The organism is Halomonas halodenitrificans DSM 735 (assembly GCF_000620045.1).
Classification (GTDB): Bacteria; Pseudomonadota; Gammaproteobacteria; order Pseudomonadales; family Halomonadaceae; genus Halomonas; species Halomonas halodenitrificans.
Genome location: NZ_JHVH01000036.1, coordinates 1 through 17,387 on the forward strand (window position 1 = coordinate 1; position 17,387 = coordinate 17,387).

The following is a 17,387-nucleotide window of genomic DNA, read 5'->3' on the forward strand; positions in this document are numbered from 1 at the left end:
AACGACACCGGACGCAAGGATGAGAGCCGTATGTCACCGCTCACGCAGGGGCCGTCCCACCGCGAAGATCCTCACCTGAAGGATCGCCTCAACCAGATTGCCGAGAAGATCACCAGCCCGGCTTTCCTCTCCGGCCAGGGCCTGGGCAACGAGATCGGCTTCTGGATCTTCGATTATCCCCCCGAGCACGAGCTGCAGGTTCGTGAGTACCTCACCTTCCTGGAAGGGGTACTGTCCCGTCAGCACAGCGAGCTGACGGTCGACCACGTCAACCTGCTGCGCGTGCTGCGCGACTATCTCCATGCGCGTGGCTTTCTCGACAAGGCCATCGCCATGCAGCAGACCAAGGGCGATGCGGCGCTGCTCAAGGCGCTGCGCGGCCCGCTGCACATGGACAAGTTCGCCCCCTTCCTTATCCGACACGCCCTGTCGGACGACCCCGATATCATTCTTCTGTCAGGCGTGGGTAGCGTCTGGCCGGTGATGCGTGCCCACAGTTTGCTCAATGCGCTGCACGGCAGGCTCGGCCACAAGCCGTTGGTGCTCTTCTATCCTGGCCGCTATGACGGCCAGAGCCTGACCCTCTTCGACCAGATCGCCAGTAACCACTACTACCGGGCGTTTTCTCTCGTGCCATGACCCATGGGCGCCCGGCTCGGTCAGTCCCCGGGAAACTCTCGATCTGAAGGCCAGCCGGCAGCCGCGCTGCGCTGGCACCCCCTTTGTTGACCGCCTTGCCCCACTACGGGAGCGAGGCGTTGCCCGTTAAGGAATCGATCGGACATGCGTATCCAGGACCTCTTCCAGAAACCTTTGAACCGCCCCATCAATGGCGTGGTGAAGGCCGACCAGAAGGACCGCGAGACGGTCTACCAGGAGCTCGACGAGTACGTGGTGACCAACGAGCTGGAGAAGCACTTCCGTGCCTTCTTCGAGTCCTACGCCACGCCGCTCAGTGATCCCTCCATCGCCAACCGGGTCGGGGTGTGGATCTCGGGCTTCTTCGGCTCAGGTAAGTCGCACTTCCTCAAGGCGCTCTCGTACCTCTTGGTCAACATCGAGGCCGAGGATGAGGCCGGCAACCACCGCCGCGCCGCCGAGTTCTTCGACGAGCACAAGCTCCACGATCCGATGATCCGCGCCGACGTCACCAAGGCGGTACAGCAGCCGGCCGATGTCATCCTGTTCAACATCGACAGCAAGGCGAGCTCCAACGACGGCGGCAACCCGATCCTCAACGTCTTCCTGCGGGTGTTCAACGAGTACCAGGGCTTCAGCGGCGATCACCCGCATATCGCCCACATGGAGCGCCACCTGGCCCAACGCGGTGTGCTGGAGCGCTTCAAGGCGGCCTTCCAGGAGGCCAGCGGCATGGTCTGGGAGGAGGAGCGCGACGGCTTCCAGTTCTATCAGGACGACATCGAGCAGGCGATCAGCCAGGCGCTGGATCTTTCGCCCGAGGCGGCCCACAAGTGGTTCGAGGAGGCCGAGGAGAGCTTTAGCGTCTCGGTGGAGAACTTCTGCCGCTGGGTGAAGGAGTACCTCGACGAGAAATCGCCCACCCAGCGCATCGTCTTCATGGTGGACGAAGTGGGCCAGTTCATCGGCAGCAACACCCGCCTGATGCTGACCCTGCAGACGCTGACCGAGAACCTCGGCACCATCTGCGGCGGCCGCGCCTGGATCGTGGTCACCTCCCAGGCCGACATGGACGCGGTGCTCGGCGAGATGACTGCCGCCAAGGCCAACGACTTTTCCAAGATCGCCGGGCGCTTCAAGACCCGCCTGTCGCTGTCGAGCTCCAACTCCGACGAGGTGATCCGCAAGCGCCTGCTGGCCAAGACCCCGGAGGCCAGCGGCGAGCTGGCCCAGGTGTTCGAGGCCAAGGGCGCGGTGCTGCGTAACCAGCTCACCTTCGACCGCTCCGGCCCCACGCTCAGGAACGTCGACGGGGTGGAGAGCTTCGTTGCCAACTACCCGTTCGTGCCGTACCACTTCCAGCTGGTCCAGAAGGTCTTCGAGGAGATCCGCAAGGTCGGCGCTACCGGTGCCCACCTGGCCTACGGCGAGCGCTCCATGCTCGACGCCTTCCAGATGGCCGCCAAGGCGGTGGGCGATCAGGAGGTCGGCGCCCTGGTGCCGATGCACAGCTTCTACCGCGCCGTGGAGGGCTTCCTCGATACCGCGGTGAAGCGCACCATCGACCAGGCTAGCGAGAACGCGGCGCTGGATGACTTCGACGTGGAGATCCTGCGCACCTTGTTCATGATCCGCTACGTGGACCTGGTCAAGGGCACCCTCGACAACCTGGTGACGCTCTCCATCACTCGCATCGACGATGACCGCCTGGCGATCCGCGAGCGCCTGGAGGTCACCCTGTTGCGCCTGGAGAAGGAGAGCCTGGTCACCCGCAACGGCGAGGAGTACCTGTTCCTCACCAACGAGGAGCGTGACATCACGCGCAAGATCAAGGCCACCGAGATCACCAGCAGCGACGAGAACAAGCTGCTGGCCGAGATGATCTACAAGGACCGGCTGCGCGACCGCAACAAGTACCGCTACCCGCTCAACAAGACCGATTACACCATCGGCCGCTACCTGGACGGCCACACCATCGACGGCCGCTTCGAGAGCCAGCTGCGCGTCGAGGTGGTCTCGCCGCTGGATATCGATTACACCCAAAGCTACGCCGCCCAGAACGGCGAGGCCGGTTGTATCCACCGCAGCAACGAGAACCAGGGCCAGGTGTTGATCCGCCTGGGCGACAACAAGGCCTTCTTCGACGACCTGCGAACCTGCCTCAAGACCGAGAAGTACATCCGCTTGAATGCCGCCTCCGGCGACAGCAGCGTGGAGCGCATCCTGGCCGACCGCGGCCGCGAGAACCAGGAGCGCCGCAAGCACCTGCTGGTACGCCTGGAGGACATGCTGCTGGAGGCCGACGTCTACGCCCTGGGCCAGAAGCTCGATATCAACCGTAGCAGCCTGAACACCCGCCTCGACGACGCCTGCCAGTACCTGCTGGAGAACACCTACAGCAAACTCGGTTACCTGCAGTTACTCACCCCCGACCCCATGCGCGAGCTGGTCGCCGTGATGACCGCCGACGATATCGGTCAGCAGGCCATCGAGCTCGACGGCGAGGAAGGCAACCCTCAGGCGGTGCGCGAGGTGGAGCAGTACATCGGTCTGCACGGCGGCGAGCCGGTACCCCTCAACCCGCTGCTGGAGCGCTTCAACAACCGCCCCTTCGGCTGGCCGGTGGAGGAGACCCTGCTGATTCTTGGGCGGCTGTATGCCGCTGGAAGGCTCACCTTCCACACCGCCGGCCCGGCACTGCCCGGCAAGGAGGCCTTCGAGCTACTCAACAACAGCCGGCGGCGCAGCGAGGTGCGCATCCAGAAGAAGCGCCAGACCGATGATGCCGTGCTGCGCCAGGTGCGCAACCTCACCAAGGATCTCTTCACCAAGCTCGGGCCCTCCAGCGAGACCGAGCTCTACGGCTTCTACGTCGATCAGTTCAGCACCTGGAAGAAAGACCTGGAGGCCTACCGCAGCAAGACCGAGGTGGGCCGCTTCCCGGGCCGTGCGGCCATCGACAGCACCCTCAAGGAGGTCGAACGGCTGCTACGCATCGACGACAGCTTTGACTTCTTCAAGGCGGTGGCCGACCAGCAGGAGGATCTCCTCGATCTCGAAGAGGAGTACCGCGACCTCCACGAGTTCTTCACCAAGCAGCTCACCACCTGGAAGCAGCTCGACCAGGCGCTGACCCGCTTCCAACCCAACCGCCCGGCGCTGGAGAAGGAGCCCGAGGCGAAGGCGGCGCTGGCCGAGCTGGACCGCATCTACGCCTCCGAGGCGCCCTACGGCATGCTGCAGAAGGTCTCCGGGTTGATCCAGACCGTCGATGAGACCAACACCCAGCTGCTGGAGCAGAAGCGCGAGCATGCCATCGGCCGGATCGACCAGCGTATCGCCAACGTCAGCGCCGAGATCGTCAAGAGCGGCATCGGCACCCCGGAGCTCAGCAACCGCCTGCTGCGCCCCCTGCAGCTGCTCAAGCAGGACATCGAAAGCGCGGCCAGCATCGCCCAGATCTACCTGCTGCAGGGTGATACCGCCAATGACCGCGAGCAGGAGAGCCTCGACGAGCTCCACCGCGAGCAGGAAGCCGAGGCCGAACGCCAGCGCATCGCCCGCCAGAAGGCGGATAACGGCGGCAAGCCGGACCGCGATGCCACGCCAGACGGCGAGGGTGACTCAACCCAGGGCGGCGGCAGCGGTGATACCGGCACACCGCCCGATGAAGTGCGTGAACCCGCGCCCACCCGAGTCGCCGCACCCAAGCCGGTGGCCAACGTCAGCGTCAGCCAGGTGCTCAGCCGCACCCATGAAGGGGTCTACCTGGAGAGCCAGCAGGAGGTCGATGCCTTCCTCGACGCCCTCAAGCGCGAGCTCGACGACGCCATCCAGGCCAACAAGCGCATCCGCATCCGCTAAACCGACGCTATACCGAGCAGCCCCGCCTCTCAGAGCACGGGGCCGCCATGCCTCATTTGCCAACCCCTCGGCAACCCGCGCGATCAGGAATCCAGCATGAACACAGGGAACATCAAGAAGTACGCCCCCAAGGCGCGTACCCGCTTAATCGAGACCATGACCCGCCAGGCCGCCCGCTACGGCATCACCAAGGGCCACGTGGCGCCCGCCGAGGTGCGTGGCGACGTGATGCTGATCAGTGCCCTGGATGGCCAGACCCACAGCTTCCCCAAGGCCCTGCGTGGCCCGCGCGAGGCGCTGGCCAAGTGGGTGACCCAGCTGGGCTTCGAGCAGGCCATGGAGCAGGCCGCCTACAGCTGGTTCAACCGCCTGTGTGCGATCCGCTTCATGGAGCTCAAGGGCTATCTGGATCATGGCCGCCGGGTGCTCTCCCACCCGGATCATGAGGGCGGCTTCCAGATCCTCGATGACTGCCTGGAGATCGACCTGCCCGGGCTCGATACCGCCCGGGTGCGCGAGCTCAAGCTCGATGGCACCCAGGACGAGGCGCTCTACCGCGAGCTGCTGCTGGCCCAGTGCCATGCCCTGCACGAGGCCATGCCGTTCCTGTTCGAACCGCTGGACGACGCCAGCGAGCTGCTGCTGCCCGACAACCTGACCAAGACCGACTCGCTGATCCGCGAGCTGGTGGAGGCGATTCCCGAGGAGGACTGGCAGGACGTCGAGGTGATCGGCTGGCTCTACCAGTTCTACATCGCCGAGAAGAAGGACCAGGTGATCGGCAAGGTGGTGAAGAGCGAGGACATCCCCGCTGCCACCCAGCTGTTCACCCCCAACTGGATCGTCCAGTACCTGGTACAGAACTCCGTGGGCCGCCAGTGGCTGCAGACCTACCCGGACTCCCCCCTCAAGGGCGAGATGCCGTACTACATCGAGCCCGCCGAGCAGGAGCCCGAGGTACAGGCCCAGCTGGACGCCATCACCCCGGACAGCATCGACCCTGAGACCATCAAGGTGCTCGACCCCGCCATGGGCTCCGGCCATATCCTGGTCGAGGCCTACAACGTGCTGAAGGCCATCTACGAGGAGCGCGGCTACCGCTCCCGGGACATCCCCAAGCTGGTCCTGGAAAACAACCTGTTCGGCCTGGATATCGACGACCGCGCCGCTCAGCTCGCCGGCTTCGCGCTGCTGATGAAGGCCAGGGAAGACGACCGTCGGATCTTCACAAGAGGCGTCCGCCTCAACGTGATGGCCCTGCAGAGCACCCAGCACCTTGATGCCAGCACCCTGTGGCGCGACCTCAACCTGACCGGCGACTGGCACCAGGGCCAGTCACAGAGCTTGTTCGAGGGCGAGCAGAAGGAGCTTTCCAGCAACGACAGCACCTACAAAGCTATCGTCGACCTGATCGAACGCTTCCAGGACGCCAAGACCTTCGGCTCGCTGATCGAGGTTCCCAACAGCTTTGAGGCCCCGCTCAAGTCCCTGCTGGAGGTGCTCACCGAGCTCGCTGAGACTGGTGACACCATGCAGAAGACCGCTGCCAAGCAGCTGATGCCGGTTTTGCATCAGGCTTGGATGCTGGCCCAACGATATGATGCGCTGATTGCCAATCCGCCTTACATGAGCAATAAGGGAATGGTAGGTGAGCTTAGAAGGTTTGCAGAAACTTTTTACCCAAGTAGCAAAATGGACTTATACTCCCTGTTTATTAAAAGGTCGTTTGGCTTGCTTTTGTCGCATGGTGCGAATGCACAAATTGCAATGCAAAGTTGGCTTTTTGTGTCTTCTTACGAAAAATTCAGAGAAGAGATACTTTCAAAAAGCGAAGTATTGTCACTGTTGCATGTTGGGTATAACAGCTTTCCTGAGCTGAACTCAAAGATTGTTCAGTGTGCTGCAGTAGTGTTATTAAATGGCTCGATTAAGGGGTTTTGCGGTAAGTACCTTGACCTGAACTCCGCGCCACACTCATCCAACAAGAATTTAGTTTTCTTTGACTCTAAGCTTTCCTCAACGCACATCAAAAAACAATCTTTATTCTTGAATATACCTGGCTCGCCTATTTCATACTGGGTTCCAGATGAGATCTATAAAATATTTCAATCTCCAGATGTTGCTTCAATAAAAGATTTGACCATATCTGATGGACAGAACATTACTGCGAATAATGAAAAGTACCTTCGATATTTTTGGGAGGTTTCGTTAGACTCAATTGGAAGAGGTGAAAAATGGCTGCCTTATGCAAAAGGGGGTGATCAAAGGAAGTGGTATGGAAACCTAGAATATGTTGTAGATTGGTCGAAAAGTGCTAGAGATTCATACAAGAAAAACCCATCATCAAGGATAATACCTGAAAGATTATGGTTTGAAGAAGGGGTTACATGGACTCTTTTTGGTGCGGGAAGCACATCCTTTAGGCTTCTTCCAAGCATAGCAACTTTCGACAAAACTGGCTCTTCGGTCTTTTTTAAGGACGGAAAAGAACGCTCCTACATCATCGCGCTTCTTAACTCAAAGTTCTCAGAATATATTCTTAAAGTTTTGAGTTCTACGCTGGCATTTCAAGTTAATGAAGTGCAAAAGATACCATGTATTGGGCGTTGTGAAGATTTAATTTATGAAAAAGGTGAGCGCCTAATAAGCTTGGCGAAAAAGGATTGGGACTCATGCTTCTTTTCAATTGATTTCACTGCCCCTCCTTGGGCTGAAATTGATTTAAAAAAATTATCAGAAGTTTATAACTTTTATCTTTGCGATTCATTGGATAAAGTGAAAAAAGCAAAGAAAGATGAAGAAGAAATAAATAGTCTAATCATAGGATTGGCAGGGTGCAACGGTAAGATAAGCCCTGACGTCCCATTAAATGAAGTTTCTCTATGGGTTAACCCATATTATCGTTATGGGAAGTCGGTTTCGGAGGAGGATTCATTTAAACGCTATGAATCCGACTTTGTAGTCGATATTATTGAATATGCTGTTGGGTGTTTTTTCGGAAGGCTCTCAATATATAGTGAAGGATTTTTTCTTGCTCATGATGATGCTGAAATTATCGAAAAGAAAAAAAGAAAAGGTTTGTTTGATAATCATCTTTTCATTAAGAGCGGGCTGATTCCGGTTACAGACCAAGAGTGGCTAGTCGATGATTTAACGGTTTTGATAAGTAAGTTTGTTGAGATGAAGTGGGGTGAGTCTAACCTTCAAGAAAACCTAGACTTCATTGCTGAAAGCCTCTGTCTCCATGCTATCAAGCCCAAGAAAGGTGAAGCCGCGCTGGAGACCATCCGCCGCTACTTGAGCACGCAGTTCTACAAGGACCACCTGCGCACCTATAAGAAGCGCCCCATCTACTGGCTGTTCAGCTCCGGCAAGCAGAAAGCCTTTGAATGCCTGGTCTACCTGCATCGCTACAACGAAAGCACCCTGGCCGAGATGCGCACTGACTACGTGATCCCGCTCACCGAGAAGCTCGCCAGCTACGTCGAAAAGCTGGAACAGGACAAGGAAGCCAGCGCCTCCGCCGCCGAAGCCAAGCGCATCGAGAAGGAGCTGAGCAAGCTCTACAAGCAACAGGCCGAGCTCAACACCTTCGACGAGAAGCTTCGCCATTATGCCGACCAGCGGATCTCACTGGATCTGGATGATGGGGTGAAGGTGAACTATGGGAAGTTTGGGGATCTGTTGGCGGAAGTGAAGGCAGTGACGGGGGATAAGGTAAGCTGATAGTTTCCTCGCCCAGAATAAGGATCTACAAGGATGGCATTGAAAGCATATCGAGGAAGGCAGTTCGAGTACACGCATGAGAACAAGGCTTTTAACCGCTTGTACGATGCTATCAAACAACACTGTCTCTTTACTGGCCAAGACTGGCACCTGTTAGCCAACTTCTATGTTGGCAGCCGTGAGCTGGACGCTCTACTGATCAAGCCCAATGCAATTATCATTATTGACTTCAAGGAGTACAGCGGCACTCTAGAGTTTTCTGAAAGCGGCCCTTGGATAATGGAAGATGAATCCGGACGCAGCGTGGAAGTGAAAGGCGGTGCCAGCGTCAACCCACTACGGCAGCTCACTATCAACAAACATGCCATGATCGAATTTCTAAGTCGCAATATGGCTAATCTCAATACTACTTGTAACTGGCGACATACGGCTGCTCTGGTGGCTTTTCAGGGAACAGTAGAGTTTGATGCGAAGCAGCTACCCGGCGGGATCAAGCCTTGGTTCCATATCAGTGACGAAGACCAGCTCATCCGGGATATTGATGCGATCGTCTGCAAGCAGATATCGCTGCCTCCAGAAGGCATCGAGCGAATTATTAAGCAACTGGGTATTGAACCCTATGTACCGCCTGGCGGGCCCGAAGTCAGGCCATTGGGCGAAAGTTCAGAAAATGCCCCGCCGACAGCTATTCTCACACAGCAACAGAGCGCGCTCTTGCAACAGTTTCGTCGTTGGTTAGAGGAAGGTGCTGGTATGTTCCGCGTGGGCGGTATGGCTTCGACGGGAAAGCGATTCCTGTTTCCCCACTTGATAGACGAGATCAAAGCTGCCAACTGTGAAGTGCTGCTGCTTACACCCAGCGTGCGGCTCTCCGGGACTTATTATCATTCGCAGGTACAACCCAGCTCGATATACACCTGGTTATACAGCCGTGAGCCGGACCATTTTGAGGTAAAAAATGACCGAAAGATTGGCATTCACAGGATCAAGGAAGGCTTGTTGGCTTCAGGCCAAATACCTGTACTCGTTGATGCACATCTAATGAGCGACGAGGAGTTTGAGGTTACGGACAGGCGCTATGGCTCTGGCAGGTTAATCCAAGATTTTCTGTCCGTCATTGAGACTGCCAAAGCTCCTTTTGTGGCCATCGGTGACCCTTACCAAACCCCCCGCGGCTCACTTCAGCGTAGTCTGATGACCAACAGTTTGCTGGAACAACAGCAGCTGTATGTAACTGGCGAACTGTTGACAGAACAGATTCTGCAGGATCCAGAAGATGCATTGAGTCAGTTCCAATCCCATTTGGTGAGCCGTCTGATCAATACCCAGTTTAACTGCCTTCCTCGGGTAGCGGGTAAACGGTTGCAGATTTATGATGTGCACAGCAAGACAAGCTGGGCTCCAGACGTCAGCAATGTGTGTCCGGAGTCTACCCTAGTCTGTGCCACCCACGAACAAAACAGCAAGATCAATGCTGCCGTCAAAACGAGAATTCTAGGCCACCCCAGTCCGGTGCGACTTGGCATCAGTGACAGAATCGATTTCTACAACCGCACGCCGATCCTTACTAATGATGGAGAGGGTGAAGAGAGATATAACCTACGCTGGATAAGTGCCGGCGAGATTGGGTTTGTTGATGATGTTCACGAGGGCATTGAAACCCACAGTGTCCAGTTGCGCGGAAGAAGCGATCCCATCCACCTGCGCTTTCAGTTAGCCCGTTGTCGCCTGCCTGGGGTAGGAGAGGTACGATTCCGCTATCTGGTTGATTTCTATGAGGCAGGTCGTCCAGAGCTTACCACCGATCAGGTTCTGGCCTTGCAGGTGCTGGCACGTCAGCTTGCCAAACCACTTCTGGCCGAACTGAAAGACAGCCTACCGGACAAAAAGGATCCAGCCTACAAGGAGGCTCGCGCCAACTACGACCGTCAAGAATATCTGACTCTGCAAGCGCAGGGCTACGCTTCAGCAGCTCTGATTCGTCCTGCACACGCCATGACTCTGCATCGCGCCCAAGGGCGGAATTGGCCTTGCGTCTGGGTAAACGCCTCTCGGAGTGCATCAAGCGACAAACCTGATAACGCAGACTATTTCCGCTGGCTGTACACCGCCTCAACAATCGCCAAGGAGCAATTGGTTGTGCGCCAGATGCCGGCGCTCACACCATTAATGTACGCTACAGTCAGCCGGGGACATGACCTCCGGATAGGCCCGTTTCCTATCAGAGCCGGGCTGTTCTATGACACTGCACGGCAACCGACAGAGCAGGAATCAAGCATTGTTCCGCCAACAGGATTTAATGATGTCGCTTTATTACCTCTGCTACTGGCCTTGAATGAGCGGCTCGACCGCTCTCCATGGCGCATCAAGGAGTGGAAAGAGTATTCATTTCAGGTAGTGATCAGACTTACCGAGGGCGAACAACAAGGCCAAGTGGCCGTGCGGCTGCACTATGACAAGAAACTGGCCATAACCAATAAGGTCTTCACCCAAGGCACCCATACAGATCAAGCAACCATCGATAAGCTGATCTGCGAGCCTTTTCACGCACAAAGCTCCGCTTTACAGGACGCCCTTGAGGCAGTTGTAGAAAAACTAGCAACTCATGGATTCAGCCTTGCGGAGGCCAGCGAAAGTGCTTACCTCCTTCATCTTGTATTAGTACACGGCGAAGATGCTATGGGTGTTCAGGTCAATGCAGACAAACGAGGCATGGTCAGCTCCATACGTATCAACAGAGCTTCTTCGGAGCAGGCGATAAGCCGCTTCACCAGCGCTATGGAGGCCCGGCCATGAGTGTTTTTGACGATATCAGGGAGCTTAAATCAAGCAATGATTTCGAGGGAGCCTGGCAGACTGGCTATAAAGCACTGCAGTTCGACAAGAATAATGAATACTTGAGGACATCTCTGTTCTGGGTCATCTATGCTGCTCTGAAGACACTTATGGTACCCATAAAATCTCGGGAAAACACTGCCCCCCGTCCGTCTGAGCAACAGGAAATTGATCTATGGGTGTCTCGCATTCCTTCTCTTGAACTATCTCTTCCAAATGAAAATATTGACTTCAGATTGTGGAATCTTTTTACCAAAACCGGAAAGTTTTGTGAGCCAATTTGTCTTTATATATTGCAATCAGGGAGAAATATTTTTACGCCTGAGGATCATAAGCCTTATATCTCTGATAAAGGTGAATCACCTAGCATAGTCCAGAAATTGGCTAGGATGGTTGCTGCCTGCTATCTACTGAATCCTGAGAAAAGTGCCTTGTCTGCGCCTCGGATCGTGGCTCTTATCAACTATGCTGAAGACACCGCAGAAGATTCAGCTGCAGGAAAAATATGGCTTGCCTATGACAAAGCCAAGATATTTATCCAGGCCGGTAAAACTGATAGGGCCAGACAGTCATTTCTTGTTGTACTAAAACGCAAGCGCAGTGAGTCATGGGCCTGGTTTGGCTTGGCGGACACCTACCCACATGAGCCAAATATTGCGATTAAGCTGCTGGCTTCTGGATTGATGTGTTCACATGAACCAAAATTCATTGTTCGTGGTTTTTTCAAAATAGCCGTGCGACTTGCCGAGCTTGGAGCATATGAGGATGCCTCAAAAGCGCTGAGAAAGCTGATGGAAGTATATGAACGGAATGGCTGGCCGCCCAAAGATAACATTGTGAATCTGATGTCCTCCTCTTGGTATGACGCCTCAATTGATATCAGTGACTTTGATTCAATCATTCGTAACCTGGCTGAAGACGCAGATCGATATATCATTGATAAGCCACAGCACTACCTTGGCATTTTGCAGAATGTTCACGGTTCCGAGAAAGGAGCAAATATATACGTATCTCGAGACCTGACACTATCCGCGAGGATATCCCTTTTTCCCAACCGCAGGCTTCCAGAACCGGGCACTCCACTTAAAGTACTCTGCGATCTGTCCTCGGACAAGCCAGAAGTGTTTAAAGTAGCGCCTGGCGAGAATTTTGATTCCCCTGACATTCGTTTTTTTGATGGTACCCTGAGAATCACCGAGAAAGGGTTTGGTTTTGTTAATTCTGATGTTTTTGTTCAGGCTTCACTGGCAGCGAAATTTCCAACAAATTCCGAAACGACGGGAGTCGCAGTCGCATCTTTTGATAAGGCAAAAAATAGGTATGGTTGGAAAGCAATCACTCTGCGCCGTAAGGATTGCTAAGTTTTTAAATTTGTTAGCCATGGAATTAATTGTTCTGGATATTTTAGACATCCGTTAGATTATGGAAATAGTGTCGTTCGCATTTGATGGTTGCATTGGCAGCGTTGGGAGTTCGAGAAACCTGGCACACAGGCACTCATTTTTTCGCTAATATTTAAATCGCAAACGCAACTCGAAGCAGCTGAGCAACCTCTACTATTTTTCCAAGCAGCAGGCCAAGTTTAATGCCTTCGATGAGAAGCTGCGACATTCTGCCAACCAGCGTATCTCGCTAGACTTGGATGATGGGTTAAGGTGAGCTATGGAAAGTTTGGAGATCTGGTGGCGGAAGTTAAATAAATATCAGGCACGATTTAGCTCTCTAATAATTTAGCCATCGGCAACATAGATTGAATTTGATCATTGAAAACGGAGTTCCTGTGAAGACACTTATTTCTATTTGCTTTGTATTTCTATCTTTATATTCTGTTAGCTCTCTGGCTAATAAGGAGATCCCTGATTGGTGCTCTGAGGATCAGTATTTTTCAATTGACTCATTGCGTGAGAAAGCTAGCACTGGGGTTTCATTTGAAAATGCGATGAGTGATTATGAGGAGGGGGAAAGTCTAGTCTCGCTTCTCAAATTCAGGAACCATGCTGTGTATGCGCAATCTACAGAATCCGCTTACAATACAGCTTTCATAGCTGAAGAGATAAAAGAAAACTCCTTTTATGGTGGTGATTACTTTTCTAGTCTATGCCAGAATCTTAAATCATCAAGCGATTTTAACATCGCTTACCATGAATATAAAAAGGACACTGACGAAGGTGATAAAAAAGCCATTGAGACGTTTGCCTCTCTTTCCGATCAAGGAAATCCTCTCGCAAGTTATTTTTTAGCTAAAATGTATGTTTATAATCCGGTCAGCCGATCAACCGATTATTATGATCAAAGGAAGGCTTTAGAATATGCTGAAGCAAGCTTCGAGCAGGGAGGTAGTTACTCTGGGAAAATAATTGAAAGCTTCTCAGGATTTGCTGTTGAAAACTATTGCAACCCCGATTCCGACTCGTTAATGTTTTTCGAAAACATCTACGATAATCAGCAATCCCTTCGTGGAATTTCTGATGCATGTGATGCTGTCGTTGATGTTGTAGTCTCTTACGTCGAAAGTTACGAGAATAATTGTGAAAAAGTCGAAGACATCTGTCTTCTTGAAAAAGCTATTTCTTCGGGAAGTTCCGGCTTGGATGAATTCTGTTCTTATGCAAGGCATTGGTATGAAGTGGCTGCTGAAGCTGGAGATAAGGGTGCACTTAATAGAATAATATATTTGTATGGGAATCGTGAAGAAAAGGGTCTTTTTGACGAGCAAAAAACATGTTTTAGTTTTGACAATGGTAAGGTGAAACATTTTTCTGGACTAGGGATGAAGTATCACCCAGATGACTCTTATTACATCTGGAATTATGGAATTTCCAGTTTGGATAGGAATCTATCAGGTGGTTTTAATAATGAGATCCTTGGGTCAAAATATCTTAGGCAATCGATATTAAAAGACATCGAAAATGGAAACATTGACGTTGGTATTGAAAGATACGGAAAAATGAAAAACATGGGGCTTGATAATATGTTCGTCGATATGCTTGAGAAAGATATAGCGGATGCTCTGTAAGCCACCCTTAAAATGTGGTAAAGCTTGCGGAGAATTTTTTATTCCAAAAAATATGCATCCATCACTTTAAGCTTTGATACAGTTACCGCTATGCTTAGGCAACATGGCTTAGGTGATTATATTGATACATCGGCTCCAGCGAAGGTGGCAGTCATTTTATTAAAGAAACCGCATCTTCAATTATTGAACATGCCTCCTGCGCTTACCATTTAGCACTTATAATGGTCTCGCCCGATAACCACGAAGAAGCGAGTAGAGTTTGCCCTGATGCTTGGAGGTGCATTACTCTAAGTGGAAATGTGTGTGGAAATTATCTTCTCAAAGACATTCGTGATTCTAAAAAATATTTAGGTAGTTTTATCATGCTACAACAATATTAGGTTTTCTCAAAGAATTACTTTCTCTACGATTTAATAAGAGGCAGCAAATGAAACTAGCAAAAATTACTAAGATTTTTCTAACAACTGTTTTTGCCCTGTCAAGCTCAATCGCTTTTGCTGATGGGCTTTATGGCACAGGCGATAACTTTGGTGGGGGTTGGCAGTCCGATGGCATGGGCGGCGTCCAGGGGACAGGTGACAACTTTGGTCGTGGCTACCAAGCGGATAGCCTTGGCGGCGTCCGAGGTACAGGCGATAATTTTGGCCGAGGTTATCAATCCGATGGCATGGGTGGTTATCGAGGCACAGGTGATAACTTTGGTAGCGGTTGGCAGTCCGACGGCATGGGTGGTTATCGAGGAACAGGCGATAATTTTGGTAGCGGGTGGGAGTCTGATGGCATGGGTGGTTACCACGGCACTGGTGACAATTTTGGCCGTGGGTATCAGAGACGGTAAACATCTTGCGAAATTCAGGCGATCATTATTCGCTTGGATGCTATCTGAATGCAGCCAGCAAGGAGGCTAAATGCAGCTCGACCAACTCCACCAGGGGATTCAAAATGCCTTCTTCACTGACCGCCACCGCCTGGTCTTCTGGTACGACGCCCCCGGCCACTTTACCGATGCACTAGATGAGATCGACTTGGACGGCGTGCAGCTCCTCAACATGGCCGGGCAGTCCACCTTCGGTGTGAAGCTACGTCTGGAGCTGGATGAGCCGGAGACGCCGACGCTGCTCTACTTCCCCTACGCCGAGCCGGCGCCGGAGGATGACTGGCTGCTGGACATCAAGCTCTACTCCGGGCGCTTCTACGCTGATCAGCTCTCGATGACCTTCAACGAGCTGGGCCTCACCCGGCATGCGCTGCGTGATCATCTGGCCAAACGGCAGGCGTTTCTGGGCAGCCGCAAGCGGACCGAAGCGCTCAAGCGCCTGGTCACGCCGGAAATGGACGAGGATGGCCTGGATCTGGCCATGTGCGCTGCCGTGGTGGGGGCGCCTGCCGGGGATATCGCCACGCTGCTGTTCCATCTCGGTGATGAGGCGGTGGCCGAAGAGACGGGGCTGGAGGGCAATCCCTCGTCGCTTGAGGAGATGGCCAAATACGCCCTGGTGCCGAGCCTGGTGCGGGCCCTGCAGCTGGAGGTGGGATATCCCGCCAGCCAGGCGGAGCTCAGCGGCGAGGCGGCGCTGTCGTTCGGTCAGCTGATGCTGCGGCTGCTGACCACCGGCTACTGCGAGAGCATCTCCGAGATCCCCGGCTGGGCGCAGAGCCATGCCATCGCCTCGGTGAATGCTCGGGCCACCTCCCGGGCGCTGCTCTCCCGCTGGCGGGACAGCTCGCGCTTCTACGCGGCCTTCGATGTGATCTCCGGCTGGGTCGCCGAGGCGCTGCGCATCGAGGACAAGATCCGTGATGTGCCGCTGGAGCGGTTGGCCAACGTGGCGACGTTCGAGGTGGTCGAGAAGCAGATCATCGTCGACCTGTGCCAGGCGATTCCCCAGGCCGATGTGCGCGACCTGGAGATGTTTCGCGGCATCATCGCCGAACGCCTGGACGGCTACTGGGCCTCGCGGCACAAGAACGACGAGCGCCGCGCACGTTATCGCCAGCTCTATGCCGCCCTGAGTGCCGCCATCGATCTGTTCGCCCTGCGACAGCAGCACCTCAACGGCTTCCACTACGAGAGCGTCGAGGCGCTCTACCACGCCTACAGCACCGAGCTCTACCGCTTCGATACCGCCTACCGCCACTATGCGGTGGCCTCCGACAACACCGGGGTGGAGCTGCTCAAGAAGCTCGATGAGGCCGTGGAGCGCTGCTACGATGAGTGGTTCCTGGGCCAGCTCACCCGCAACTGGAGTGAGCGGATCGACGCCGAGGGGCGCCTGCACGACTGGAAGCTGCCGCGCATCCCCAACCAGCAGCACTTCTTCCGCGACGTGGTGCGCCCGCACCTGGACGCTCACCGCAACAAGCGCCTGGTGGTAATCATCAGCGACGCCTTCCGCTATGAGGCGGCCGAGGAGCTGCGCGAGCGCATCAACGCCAAGCGCTACAGCGAGGCCACCCTGGGCAGCCAGCTCGGCGTGGTGCCGAGCTACACCACCCTCGGCATGGCCTCGCTGCTGCCACACCGTGAGCTCAGCTACCAGCCCGGCAGCGACAATGTGCTGGTGGATGGCAAGTCCAGCCAGGGCACCGAGAACCGCAGCCAGCGCCTCAGCGCCGCTGTGAGTGGCCAGGCCATGGCCGTGACCGCCGAAGAGGTCAAGGGCTGGTCCCGCGAGCAGGGCCGCGAGGCGATCAAGGGCATGCAGCTGGTCTACGTCTACCACAACATGGTGGATGCCCGGGGGGATGCCGCCAGCACCGAGGGCGAGACCTTCGCCGCGGTGGAGGACGCCATCGAGGAACTCGATACGCTCACCCGCAAGATCCTCATGCACCTCAACACCAGCACCGTGCTGGTCACCGCCGATCACGGCTTCCTGTTCCAGCGCAGCAAGCTGGATGCCACCGACCGCACCAGCCTGACCGAGAAGCCGGCCGGCGCCTTCAAGAGCAAGAAGCGCTACGTGCTCGGGATCAACCTGCCCGACAATCCCAGCGTGTGGCACGGCCACACCCGCGAGACCGCCGGTACCACCTGCGATACCGAGTTCTGGATACCCAAGGGCGCGCACCGCTTCCACTTCGTCGGCGGCGCCCGCTTCGTGCATGGCGGCATCATGCCCCAGGAGATCGTCGTGCCGGTGCTCACCGTCAAGCAGCTGCGCGGCGAGAAAGTCGAGAAGCGCACCCGCCGCAAGGTGGACGTGATCTCGCCCAAGGCCTCGCTGAAGATGGTCAACAACATCCAGCGCTTCGAGCTGCTGCAGACCGAGGCGGTCAGCGAGCAGCTCAAGCCCATCACCCTGGC

At 54.9% G+C, this 17,387-nt stretch carries 8 protein-coding genes; all 8 read left to right on the forward strand.

Annotated elements, in window-relative coordinates:
• Nucleotides 1-30: 30 nt before the first annotated feature.
• Entirely contained in the window at nucleotides 31-639 is a 609-nt protein-coding gene (locus Q358_RS0113550) for a DUF1788 domain-containing protein (protein WP_051530274.1), read from the forward strand.
• Between the two features lie 144 nt (nucleotides 640-783).
• A complete protein-coding gene (gene brxC, locus Q358_RS0113555; RefSeq protein WP_027961732.1) occupies nucleotides 784-4,503 on the forward strand; it encodes a BREX system P-loop protein BrxC in 3,720 nt (1,239 codons plus the stop codon).
• A gap of 96 nt (nucleotides 4,504-4,599) precedes the next feature.
• Nucleotides 4,600-8,229, forward strand: coding sequence for a BREX-1 system adenine-specific DNA-methyltransferase PglX (gene pglX, locus Q358_RS0113560; protein WP_027962483.1), 3,630 nt, complete (start codon nucleotides 4,600-4,602; stop codon nucleotides 8,227-8,229).
• Nucleotides 8,230-8,262: 33 nt separating this feature from the next.
• Complete coding sequence (locus Q358_RS0113565; protein WP_027962484.1) at nucleotides 8,263-11,025, forward strand: ATP-binding domain-containing protein; 2,763 nt, start codon at nucleotides 8,263-8,265, stop codon at nucleotides 11,023-11,025.
• On the forward strand, nucleotides 11,022-12,425 hold the full coding sequence (locus Q358_RS18335; protein ID WP_084286573.1) for a tetratricopeptide repeat protein: 1,404 nt from the start codon (nucleotides 11,022-11,024) through the stop codon (nucleotides 12,423-12,425). The genes Q358_RS0113565 and Q358_RS18335 overlap by 4 nt, the downstream gene beginning before the upstream one ends.
• A gap of 419 nt (nucleotides 12,426-12,844) precedes the next feature.
• Complete coding sequence (locus Q358_RS18665; RefSeq protein ID WP_156940926.1) at nucleotides 12,845-14,080, forward strand: hypothetical protein; 1,236 nt, start codon at nucleotides 12,845-12,847, stop codon at nucleotides 14,078-14,080.
• 427 nt (nucleotides 14,081-14,507) lie between these two features.
• On the forward strand, nucleotides 14,508-14,918 hold the full coding sequence (locus Q358_RS0113580; RefSeq protein WP_156940927.1) for a hypothetical protein: 411 nt from the start codon (nucleotides 14,508-14,510) through the stop codon (nucleotides 14,916-14,918).
• A gap of 70 nt (nucleotides 14,919-14,988) precedes the next feature.
• On the forward strand, nucleotides 14,989-17,387 hold a 2,399-nt coding region (gene pglZ / locus Q358_RS0113585; RefSeq protein ID WP_027962488.1), incomplete at its 3' end, for a BREX-1 system phosphatase PglZ type A.

Coding starts and splice junctions, on each gene's coding strand:
- Q358_RS0113580 (WP_156940927.1), top strand. CDS start 14,508: ATGAAACTAGCAAAAATTACTAAGATTTTTCTAACAACTGTTTTTGCC.
- Q358_RS0113550 (WP_051530274.1), top strand. CDS start 31: ATGTCACCGCTCACGCAGGGGCCGTCCCACCGCGAAGATCCTCACCTG.
- Q358_RS0113565 (WP_027962484.1), top strand. CDS start 8,263: ATGGCATTGAAAGCATATCGAGGAAGGCAGTTCGAGTACACGCATGAG.
- pglX (WP_027962483.1), top strand. CDS start 4,600: ATGAACACAGGGAACATCAAGAAGTACGCCCCCAAGGCGCGTACCCGC.
- brxC (WP_027961732.1), top strand. CDS start 784: ATGCGTATCCAGGACCTCTTCCAGAAACCTTTGAACCGCCCCATCAAT.
- Q358_RS18335 (WP_084286573.1), top strand. CDS start 11,022: ATGAGTGTTTTTGACGATATCAGGGAGCTTAAATCAAGCAATGATTTC.